Source organism: Neobacillus drentensis, assembly GCF_036965645.1.
Taxonomy (GTDB): Bacteria; Bacillota; Bacilli; order Bacillales; family Cytobacillaceae; genus Neobacillus; species Neobacillus drentensis_D.
This window is the reverse complement of the sequence record NZ_JBALPZ010000151.1, coordinates 1-10,374: the sequence shown is the minus strand read 5'-3', so window position 1 is coordinate 10,374 and position 10,374 is coordinate 1. Positions and strand designations below refer to the sequence as shown.

Below are 10,374 nucleotides of genomic sequence, written 5' to 3'. Positions count from 1 at the left end.
CTCCCCTTCATCTATTCAAATCATCCGGAAATAGGTTCTTCTCCAGACAGATTTGATTTTTGTGCAATCCGCTGTCTTTTAGACTTATTAAAATGGAATAATTCATAGATGACTGGCACAACAACTAATGTTAATAAGGTGGAAATAGCGAGTCCGCCGATTACTACGATTGCGAGACTTTGGGAAACCAGGCTTCCCATTTCTGCTTTTTTAAATAATAGTGGCAGCATGGCACAGATTGTGGCAATAGCTGTCATTAAGATTGGGCGGATACGCGTACTAGCGGCCTCTAAAATTGCGTCCCGCATAATCATCTTGGCCTCATTCTGCTTGACGCGATCAATTAATACAATCGCATTGGTAACGACAATACCAATTAACATTAACGCACCGAGCAGCGCAGTAATGTCAACCGGAATTCGGCTTATCAACAGTCCAATGATCGCTCCAATTGCCGCTAAGGGCAGCGAGAATAGAATTGCCAGCGGTGCTCGTAAGGTTTTGAATGTAATGACCATGATTAGATAAACGATTCCAATCGATAGTGCCATCGTTAAGAACAGGTCAGTAAAGTCATTCGCTTGGCTTACTGCCGCGCCCCCAACATATACCTCAACATTATCAGGCAGTTTTAAACCCGTTCCAGGCTTTTTGCCATTAATTTTTGTATTAATTTCCCCAGATACAACTGAAAGCTGTTTCGGGTCAACGGTAGCTGTAACTCGTAAATAGGCCTCCCCACTCTTGTGCAGGACCTGGGTGGCTTTATTTTCTATATTGAGCTTGGCAATTGAAGTAATGGGGACTAACTTTTGCTGGTTAGTAACCATTATTCCTTCTAAATCCTTTTTGGCAGTTGGATTTAGAATTGGTTCTAAAAACACAGGTGTATTAGTTCCATCGAGATTTACGCTCCCAATTGGCATTCGGTTAAGCATCATACCTAGCTGTTGAATCACATCCCTAGGTTTTGCCGCATCGGGGTTAACTGTAAAAGTATAAACTGGTTTCTTCTCTTCTTGGTTTGTTTCTACTTTTTCTACCCCTTTAATCCCCATTACCACGTCCTCAATCTTGGCGGCGCTTGACTCAATATCTGCCCTTTTTTCGCCTACAACATCAATGGTAATTGAGGTAGAACTCCCCCCTGTTAATGAACCAGTGCCCGCCATTAATTCTGCACCTGGATAGCTTTCCTTTTGCTTATTCACTTCATTGATAAATCGCTCTGCATTCGCATTCTCTTTCATCACAATGGTAAAAGCAGCTGTTGTCGGAGAACCAACTTCCCCATATTGAGCAGCATCCGGACTATTGCCTAATTGGGTGTAAATCGCTTTTGGTCCCTCTTTGTCTAATAAGTATTTTTCCAATTTCAATGTTTGATCATGAACTAACTTCATTGGCGTTTCATTCGGATAATCAAGTGTCACCATGACGAGTTCGGCATCTGAACTATCAACGGCACCCTTTGGCATCACAAAATAGGCAGCGATTGAACCAAAAAACAGTAAGGTTGATGTCAGTAAAATAACCCACTTATGATTTAACGACCAGCGCAGCATTGAAACATACCGTTTGGAATTTTGATGTTTCGGTAATTTAGCTTTACTCAGCAGCCCAGCACTCATTAGCGGAACAATGGTTAAGGCTACTAATAACGAAGATAATAAAGAATAGGTCACCGTTAAAGCAAATGGCAATAAGAAATCCTTCAGGCCTGCCCCTACTAAACCAAGGGGAAGGAATACGGCTACTGTTGTAAGAGTGGAAGATGTGATCGCAGAAGCCACCTCTTTTGTTGCTTCCACTACCAGCTCAATTGAAAATTTCTCATGCTGCATTTTGCGGAAAATATTTTCAATCACAACAATACTATCATCGACTAAGCGGCCGACAGCTACCGCGACTCCACCTATTGTCAGGATATTAAGGGTAATTCCTGACCGACCCAGTAAAAAGAGTGTTAGGCAAAGGGAGAGTGGAATCGATACAATGGTGATAAACGTTGACCGAATATTTCTCAGGAAGAACATAATCACAATGGTTGCAAATAAGGCCCCTAAAAGTACCTCTTTTATCATACTAGTTACAGAGTTAACGACCATATCGGCCGTTGAATAGAAGACACTGACCTTAGCATTCTCGTATTTTTTTGTGAGCTCACTTGCTTCTTTTCTTACGTCTTTTACAATCGAGACCGCACTGGAATTGCTGTCTTTGGTGATGATTGCAAGCAAGGCATCTTCACCATTTACACGTGTAATATGATCTTCCTGACTGGCCTTTTGAATTGTAGCAATATCCCCCAGTTTGACCCCTTGGATGACAGGAACATTCTTTAAGTCTTCAAGACTCTCAATTGTTCCGACCACTTTAATGTTGCTTGTTTTCCCATCAATCGTTTTTTGACCGACAGCAGCTGCCATATTTTGACCTTGTAGGGCTGCAACGACTGCTTGTGCGGGAAGCTGAAATTGCTGAAGTTTCGCTTGATCTAGTTCAACGGAAACTTCATTAACTCCTCTTCCGTACATGGCTACACTTCCAACACCCTTAATTTGCTCTAATGCTGGAAAAATTTTATCATTTGCTAGTTTAATATTTTCCTTTGAAATGCCGTCCTCAAATGTGACCGAAATATCGGCAATTGGAATCATATCTGTGTTTAACTGAACGACTATGGGTTTATTCGTACCTTCTGGAAGCTTGACCGCATCTATTGCTTTTTGAACATCCGCTGCCGCCTGCTTCATATCTGTCTCTGCCTCAAACATGATGTCTATTTTGGAGAATCCATCTCCCGTAGTTGAATAAATCTCATTTTTCCCTTTAACGGCTGCAACCGACTGTTCAATCGGCGCTGTAACCGTATCTGTCATGGTTGCAACATCTGTTCCTTCACCTAGTACTACTACAGTTACCTGTGGATTATCGGCGGTTGGTAAAAATTCCATAGGTAAAGTAAAGTAGCTGACAATTCCCATAATTAAAATGAGGACTGTCGTAAGGGATACCGCAGCCTTATTACGGAAAGACCATTTTGTAAACCATGTCATTTTCCATTTCCTCCTTTTTAATCTCCTAAAATAAAAAATAAATGTGGTCTGCTTCATTCGTATGTATATTGGAATAAAGTAATCTAGTATATAGGTCCTATTCCTCTCCCAGAACTTATGAATTACTAAATCCACCCTGATTATACTTGTTCTTTATTAAGAAGTAAATTAGTATTTGGTAATTTTACCAATAATTTACAATGTATTCTTAGATTGCTATTCAAATCTCACTATGGTTCACCAGTGCTCATAAAAAAAAATGCAGTATGGTAGAACCACACTACATTTTTGAATTTTCCTAAGAATCTCTTTCTTACGATGAAGCCTTTTTTATTTTGTAATTTTTGTGATTTACGATTGTCGTAAGTGGTTCATCCTTCTCTTTCGAATAACCATATTGGACAATAACAGAATTTTCCCGAACCCCTGAAACGGTCCCTTCGTGGCTTTCTCCATCACGCTTAAATGTAATAGTATCACCGATTTTTGCCGCAGCCATTTCTTTCACCTCGACTTTATCTTTTCCAAAAAAACGAATAGTCATTCGATTACCAATGCTCCTCCTACATAAATTTTTTGTTCTTAACGAAAAATAGGAGGAAAAATTGAAACTTTATTTGGGAGAGACCACATGGAAAAAACTAAGGAACTTAGACATAAACATTTTTCTGGATTAGATTTACGAAGATATATTTATAAAAAAAAGACTATCGTTCACAGACTAACAGCAGAATCGGTTGGTCTTGGTATACTGCTTGCGGTAGTAGGTGGATTCCTAGATGCATACACATATGTGAGCCGTGATGGAGTTTTTGCCACTTCCCAGACTGGTAATCTTGTTTTGTTAGGCGTAGAGGCTGCTCATGGGCATTGGACTCAAGGATTACGTCATATTCCACCGATATTCGCATTTGTTTTTGGAGTAGCAGTGGCAGAAGGCTTAAAACATCCGCATATTACTAGGACCTTTCCACACCCAGCCCGCACTGTACTTTTGTTAGAAAGCATTGTTCTAGTCTTAGTCGGAACCTGGCCTGTTCAAGTACCCAACATGGTCGTAACCATAACAATTGCATTTGTAGCTTCAGTACAAATTTCTTCGTTCCGTACATTAGTGAAATGGCCCTATAATTCGGCAATGGTCACAGGAAATTTACGTACAGCTGCTCAAGCGGCATATACTGCACTAGTGTTGCATGACCGAAAAGGCCTCCTTCAATTTTTAGACTTTACGCTCATTATCGTTTCTTTTCTATTGGGTGCATTAATTGGCACCTTAACAACCTTACATTGGGGGACAAGAGCCATTTGGTTTGCCTCCGGTATTCTTATATGTGCTATGCTCGTTTTAAACGCTAACCCAAAAACACTTCTTCATAAGTCATAAAGCTGAAAGAGGCGTAATTTACTCCTGTCTTGGAAAAATCACGCCTCTTTAAAATTAGATTCTCTTTTTTATATCTTCCCGTATCGATTCAATGATTTCGTCTGCTATTTCCGCCGGTAGTGAGGAACCATCTTCAAAAACCCAGCAATTAATGATTTCTAAATCTGCCTTTTTAAAGGTAATGCTATAGTTTTTATGCTGGTGAACAAATTCTGCCGTCACATATTCCTCGACAGCAAAATCATCATCGATCAACATATTGGTGATTTCATATGGCTTCACAGCAATGTCTCCTTTTTGTGCCATTTAAACTTTAGCATTAACTGATTAAGGGTATTTATTCAATGAGTCATTCCAGCCCGGCTTCTTCGTTAGTCAATTTTGTTAAAGCTGACCAATCCAAGTTTCCTCGTCCTTTTGCAACAGACGCAAGAAGACGATTATGGACTAAATTGGCTAATGGCATAGGGGTCTTGGTGCTATTTGCTTCATCGAGTACAAGGTTGCAGTCTTTTAGTCCCAGCGCTAATTGGAAACCGGCAGGCTCAAACATCTTTTTGGCAATCATGGACCCATAACCGTTATAAACGGTGCAGTTAAATAACGTGGACGAGTATACTTCTGCTACAATTTCCCGATCCATCCCGTTCTTTTCAGCCAAATTAAAGGCCTCGGCCATGGCTTCCATAGCTGCCATAATCATAAAATTACCGCCTAATTTTACAACATTGGCATTGCCGGGCTCTTCCCCAAGGTCAAAGACACGCTGACCCATTGCTTCCTGAACGGGTTTTACTCTTTCCTTTGCTTCTTTATTCCCTGACGATAATATCCATAATTTTTGTGCAGCGGCAGCCTCAGGACGGCCAAAAACCGGCGATGCTATATAAAAACTCCCTTTTTCTTGATGGAACTGTGCTATCTTCCGTGATGTCTCGGGGGCCACGGTACTCATGGATAAATGAATACCATTCTCCCCTAATTTCTCCCCGATTCCATCTAATCCAAACACCAATTCCTCTAAGGCCTGATCATTGGACACCATTGTAACAACAATACCTTCAGGTGTTGCCGCATCACATGGACGGTTGACCTGTTCAGCACCTGCCGCAACAACCTCATACGCCTTATGCGGGGTCCGATTATATACTTTCACTTTGTAACCAGACTTTATAAGATTCTTAACCATTGGCTGTCCCATATTACCGAGACCGATAAAACCTATTTCGTTTACCATTAAAATTCCTCCTAACTGACTGATCGAATTAGCTGTAAATATTTAGGATCGACTCAAGATTTTGGCTTTATTGTCTCGGCCGAAAGAAATAACCCTTTATAATAACTTTTTATCTCATTAATTTCTAAATCATTATTTTTTATTAATGTAAGCGTATCACGATTCAAACAGCAGCCGTCACATATCTTTTTCCAAGCGGGTGTTAAAAACTCCTGCAAACAGGCTAAAAACCGGTTATCCATTTTGACGTGCTCAAAAAACAATAATTTTCCTCCTGGTTTACATACTCGTATCATCTCGATCATTGCTTGCTCTGGGTTTGGTATAGTACATAATACGAGTGTTGCTACGATCGTATCGAAACTATTATCATCAAAAGGCAGCTTTTCAGCACCTGTTTGTTCTATTTCAATTTCTACAGGGGATTGAATCCGTTTCTCTCGGGATCTTTCAATCATGTAAGTACTTGGTTCTGCTGCCACTACTTTTTCAACCGATTTATATAGAGGAAAATTAATACCTGTCCCAGATCCGATTTCTAAAACACAACCCTTGGCCTTAACTAGAAGCTCCTTTCGAATTACTTTAAACTTCTTTTTTTCTAAAGGACGCATAAAAAAGTCGTACCCTTTAGCAAACAATCGACCCAAAACTAGTCAACTCCATTATGTATATTCTTGTTTTACATTATCACTAAAAAATAAAAAGTGAAAGTCTCATCTTCCTACTGATCACTCATACTTGAATAAATAATTTTTCTATTCTCTATAGTAAAACAAAAAAAGCAGTAGATTCTAAAATTGAATCTACTGCTTTTATATTTAAAGATAACTGACGCGCCCGAAAGGAGTCGAACCCATAACCTTCTGATCCGTAGTCAGACGCTCTATCCAATTGAGCTACGGGCGCATTATATTACAATTATTTCCTTCGTAAAATAACTTGGTGCGGGTGAAGGGAGTCGAACCCCCACGCCTTGCGGCGCCAGATCCTAAGTCTGGTGCGTCTGCCAATTCCGCCACACCCGCATTATTTTTAATGGTGACCCCTACGGGATTCGAACCCGTGTTACCGCCGTGAAAGGGCGGTGTCTTAACCGCTTGACCAAGGGGCCAAATTCTAATTGGTGAGAATTCAATATAATTGATTGTCTCACGAGAGAACTTTCATATAATAACATCCTTTTTACACATGTTTCAATAGAAGTTTTTCCCAGATTAATAGAAAAATAGCAGTTATGCGCTGTCCCAAATTTTCTTTATTTATATAGGAGAGTCCCCTTTCACTTTTGATATAATAGTTTTAAGAATAGCTAAAATTATTGAGGTGACAGCATGAAAAAAACGATTGGATTGTTTGCACATGTAGATGCCGGTAAGACAACGTTAGCGGAACAAATACTTTATCAAACAAATGCTATAAGACTAAAAGGCCGGGTTGACCATAAAGATACCTTTCTCGATACGCATGAAATCGAAAAACAAAGAGGGATAACCGTCTTTGCCGACCAAGCGATGTTTACATATAATGGTTCAAACTACTACTTAATTGATACTCCAGGCCATGTCGACTTTTCTCCTGAAATGGAAAGAGCTATTCAGGTAATGGACTTTGCTATCATCATTATCAGCGCGGTCGAAGGGATTGAAGGGCACACGGAAACCGTTTGGCGATTGCTTCAAAGGCATCAAGTCCCTACTTTTTTCTTTATTAATAAAGTGGACCGAGTTGGTGCGAATGTAGTAAATGTAATTGAAGAAATTAGAACGCAATTAACCGAGGATGTATGTGATATTAACCACACAATGTTACAGGAAGATATGTGTGAAGAGTTAATTGAATTTATAGCAGAACGTCATGAAGACCTATTAGAAAAATATATGGTAGACGGTTATGAAGCTGAATTATGGTTCAAAACAATGAAAACTCTCTTTCAAAACAATCAGATTTTTCCATGTACATACGGTTCAGCCCTGCAAGGAGCCGGGATTGATCGTTTTTTAGAAAAATTGAACTTGTTAACCGAGGCTAACTATAACAATGATGAACCTTTTGCCGGAAGAGTCTACAAAATTCGCTATGATGAAAAAGGGACCCGACTAACGTTTATAAAAGGCTTGGGGGGCAGATTAAAAGTACGAGATGAAATTAACTATGAAAGCGAAGGCGAGACACTTTGCGAAAAGGTTACCCAAATCAGACAATACAATGGAACTAAATTTCAAACCGTAGATCATGTTTCTGCTGGTGATTTATTTGCGGTAACAGGACTCTCTTCTGCTTCTGCCGGTGATGGTTTAGGAACTTTAAAGAAAAAGGCTAATTATGAAATGATTTCAGCCTTAAAATCAAAAGTAATTCATGATCCTAAACTAAACGTAAAAGAAGTTTTACGGTATTTTCAAATCCTTAACGCCGAAGACCCGGCATTAAATGTTACTTGGGAAGAACGAGCGCAGGAAATTCACATTCATGTAATGGGGACAATTCAACTTGAAGTACTTCAACAAGTGGTTAAAGAACGGTTCAACCTTAACATCTCCTTTGATGACCCGGAAATCTTATATAAAGAATCGATAACATCGGAGGTAATGGGTTATGGTCATTTTGAGCCATTAGGCCACTATGCAGAGGTACATCTTCACTTAGAGCCGGCCGAGAGAAACAGCGGCATTACCTTTAAAAGTGTATGCCATACTGATCATTTATCTGTTGGTACCCAGAACGTCATTCAAACGCATCTATTTGAACGTGAGCATCATGGGATTTTAACCGGTTCCCCTCTTACGGATGTAAAGATCATTTTAGTAACAGGACGAGCGCATAACAAACATACTTCTGGAGGGGACTTTAGAGAGGCAGCCTTCCGGGCACTACGACAAGGATTAGAAAAGGCGGACAATATTCTGATTGAACCATTTTACGATTTTAAAATAAAAATAGATTTAGATCTAATTGGGAAAGTGCTAAACGATATCCAGCAGGCACATGGCATATTTGAACCCCCTGTTACCGAGGGAAATAAAGCTTTTCTTACAGGACGCGTTCCGGTAGCAACTTTCATGAACTACAGCCCTGAATTCGCTTCCCTTACACAGGGAAAGGGAATGATGAACCTCGTGGTTGGAGGATATTATCCGTGTCACAACCAAGAAGAAGTATTAGAAAAAAGACAATACAATAAGGATGCCGATCCCGAGTACACATCATCTTCTATTTTTTGTTCAAAAGGACAAGGCTTTTCCGTACCTTGGGCTCAAGCCGAGAATTATATGCATTGTTTATAGCTTTTATTTTCAACATTAAATTTTTCCAAGTTTCCCTCTATAAAAAAAGAAGGCGAGCAGATTTTACTGCCGCCTCCTTCTTTTTTAATGACGATGTTCAACAAGGTCGATTACACCCAACACAACGTGTGCTAAACCAAAACCGAAAACTGTGTTCGCAATCATTTTGTTGGTTCCACGTTTTTGCTTAAGAACGTAACCTGTAGCGGTTACAGCAGTCCCTAATGCAGTAGGAATTAATCCTTCACGTACGTTCATGTAATCTCCCTCCACATCCTGTTATTGGTGTAAATTACACCAATCTTATTATTTACTTTAGGGATAGGATTATACTTTAACGGTATGCAAGGAAAATGGTTCGTATTTTTAAGATTATTTAAATCCCAATACTGGATGAGGTACGTAAGGTTCTTCTAAAAATGAAATCTCTTCAGGCGTTAACTTAACTGAAAGGGCTCCGACCGCATCCTCCAAATGAGCCATCTTTGTCGCTCCAATAATGGGTGCGGTTACGGGCTCTTTTTGCAATACCCAAGCTAGCGCTATCTGGGCCCGAGGCACCTCCAGTTTTGATGCTAACTCTGCAACACGGCTGACGACTTGCCGATCTGCTTCAGCTGTTGCAGCATAAAGAGTTTTACCAAATTCATCTGTCTCCGAACGTGTTGTTGTTACTTCCCAATCTCTCGTTAACTTACCTCGTGCAAGCGGACTCCATGGAATAACACCAATTTTCTCTTCCTTACAAAGTGGCAGCATTTCTCGTTCCTCTTCACGATACAAAAGGTTTAAATGATTTTGCATCGAAACAAATTTTGTCCAGCCATTTTTCTCAGCAATATGCAATGCTTTAAGAAATTGCCATGCATACATTGATGAGGCGCCAATATATCTGGCTTTCCCTGCTTTCACGACATCATGCAGTGCCTCCATCGTTTCCTCGATTGGCGTATCGTAATCCCAGCGGTGAATTTGATAAAGGTCTACATAATCCGTTCCCAGCCGTTTGAGACTATTGTCAATCTCATTCACTATGGCCTTGCGGGAAAGGCCTCCTCCATTCGGTCCCTCAAACATGCGGCCATGGACCTTAGTTGCAAGCACGATTTCATCTCTATTGGCAAAGTCTCTTAAAGCCCGTCCGACAATTTCCTCACTTGTGCCATCGGAATAGACATTGGCTGTATCAAAAAAATTAATACCAAAATCAAGTGCTTTTTTAATGATTGGCCGGCTTTTTTCTTCATCCAGCACCCATTGGTGATTCCCTCGTTCAGGAACACCAAAGCTCATACATCCTATACAAAGACGAGATACATCCAATCCTGTATTCCCTAGTTTCACATAATCCATAGTGATTAACCTGCCTTCTTCTATTTAATTTTCAAACACGGTGTAAAAAAA

General features: G+C 40.1%; 9 protein-coding genes and 3 tRNA genes. 2 read left to right on the top strand and 10 right to left on the bottom strand.

The genetic code is table 11. The features are described from left to right. Positions 1–20: 20 nt before the first annotated feature. Both V7266_RS24775 and V7266_RS24770 read right to left on the bottom strand, forming a co-directional pair. Positions 21–3,059: an efflux RND transporter permease subunit gene (locus tag V7266_RS24775; protein WP_335471849.1), complete on the bottom strand. Its 3,039-nt coding sequence runs from the start codon at positions 3,057–3,059 to the stop codon at positions 21–23. A 313-nt stretch (positions 3,060–3,372) separates the two neighbouring features. Continuing rightward, a complete protein-coding gene (locus tag V7266_RS24770) occupies positions 3,373–3,603 on the bottom strand; it encodes a DUF2187 family protein (protein WP_335471848.1) in 231 nt (76 codons plus the stop codon). Between the two features lie 87 nt (positions 3,604–3,690). Between V7266_RS24770 and V7266_RS24765 the strand changes: the two genes are divergently transcribed. After that, a complete protein-coding gene (locus tag V7266_RS24765) occupies positions 3,691–4,446 on the top strand; it encodes a YoaK family protein (protein WP_335471847.1) in 756 nt (251 codons plus the stop codon). A 54-nt stretch (positions 4,447–4,500) separates the two neighbouring features. Here V7266_RS24765 and V7266_RS24760 read toward each other — a convergent pair whose 3' ends face one another. From V7266_RS24760 to V7266_RS24735, 6 genes are all read right to left on the bottom strand, one after another. After that, on the bottom strand, positions 4,501–4,728 hold the full coding sequence (locus tag V7266_RS24760; RefSeq protein WP_335471846.1) for a hypothetical protein: 228 nt from the start codon (positions 4,726–4,728) through the stop codon (positions 4,501–4,503). A 67-nt stretch (positions 4,729–4,795) separates the two neighbouring features. Beyond that, positions 4,796–5,683: an NAD(P)-dependent oxidoreductase gene (locus V7266_RS24755; protein WP_335471844.1), complete on the bottom strand. Its 888-nt coding sequence runs from the start codon at positions 5,681–5,683 to the stop codon at positions 4,796–4,798. A gap of 53 nt (positions 5,684–5,736) precedes the next feature. Then, complete coding sequence (locus tag V7266_RS24750; RefSeq protein ID WP_335471843.1) at positions 5,737–6,333, bottom strand: class I SAM-dependent methyltransferase; 597 nt, start codon at positions 6,331–6,333, stop codon at positions 5,737–5,739. Between the two features lie 185 nt (positions 6,334–6,518). Then, positions 6,519–6,592 (bottom strand) — tRNA-Arg (locus tag V7266_RS24745). A gap of 34 nt (positions 6,593–6,626) precedes the next feature. Then, positions 6,627–6,711: transfer RNA gene (locus V7266_RS24740), tRNA-Leu, on the bottom strand. Between the two features lie 11 nt (positions 6,712–6,722). Further along, positions 6,723–6,797, bottom strand: a tRNA-Glu gene (locus tag V7266_RS24735). 220 nt (positions 6,798–7,017) lie between these two features. On the opposite strand from V7266_RS24735, the gene V7266_RS24730 reads away from it, so the two are divergent. Continuing rightward, a complete protein-coding gene (locus V7266_RS24730) occupies positions 7,018–8,970 on the top strand; it encodes a translation factor GTPase family protein (RefSeq protein ID WP_335471841.1) in 1,953 nt (650 codons plus the stop codon). 84 nt (positions 8,971–9,054) lie between these two features. Here V7266_RS24730 and V7266_RS24725 read toward each other — a convergent pair whose 3' ends face one another. Both V7266_RS24725 and V7266_RS24720 read right to left on the bottom strand, forming a co-directional pair. After that, positions 9,055–9,228 carry an asparagine synthase gene (locus tag V7266_RS24725; protein WP_098533576.1) on the bottom strand — a complete coding sequence of 58 codons (174 nt, stop codon included), beginning with the start codon at positions 9,226–9,228 and terminating at the stop codon, positions 9,055–9,057. Between the two features lie 114 nt (positions 9,229–9,342). After that, on the bottom strand, positions 9,343–10,323 hold the full coding sequence (locus tag V7266_RS24720; protein WP_335471840.1) for an aldo/keto reductase: 981 nt from the start codon (positions 10,321–10,323) through the stop codon (positions 9,343–9,345). Positions 10,324–10,374: the final 51 nt, after the last annotated feature.

Bases quoted from the DNA above. Each gene is read 5' to 3' on its own strand.
- V7266_RS24770 (WP_335471848.1), bottom strand. From the start codon at position 3,603: ATGACTATTCGTTTTTTTGGAAAAGATAAAGTCGAGGTGAAAGAAATG.
- V7266_RS24775 (WP_335471849.1), bottom strand. From the start codon at position 3,059: ATGACATGGTTTACAAAATGGTCTTTCCGTAATAAGGCTGCGGTATCC.
- V7266_RS24755 (WP_335471844.1), bottom strand. From the start codon at position 5,683: ATGGTAAACGAAATAGGTTTTATCGGTCTCGGTAATATGGGACAGCCA.
- V7266_RS24725 (WP_098533576.1), bottom strand. From the start codon at position 9,228: ATGAACGTACGTGAAGGATTAATTCCTACTGCATTAGGGACTGCTGTA.
- V7266_RS24720 (WP_335471840.1), bottom strand. From the start codon at position 10,323: ATGGATTATGTGAAACTAGGGAATACAGGATTGGATGTATCTCGTCTT.
- V7266_RS24730 (WP_335471841.1), top strand. From the start codon at position 7,018: ATGAAAAAAACGATTGGATTGTTTGCACATGTAGATGCCGGTAAGACA.
- V7266_RS24765 (WP_335471847.1), top strand. From the start codon at position 3,691: ATGGAAAAAACTAAGGAACTTAGACATAAACATTTTTCTGGATTAGAT.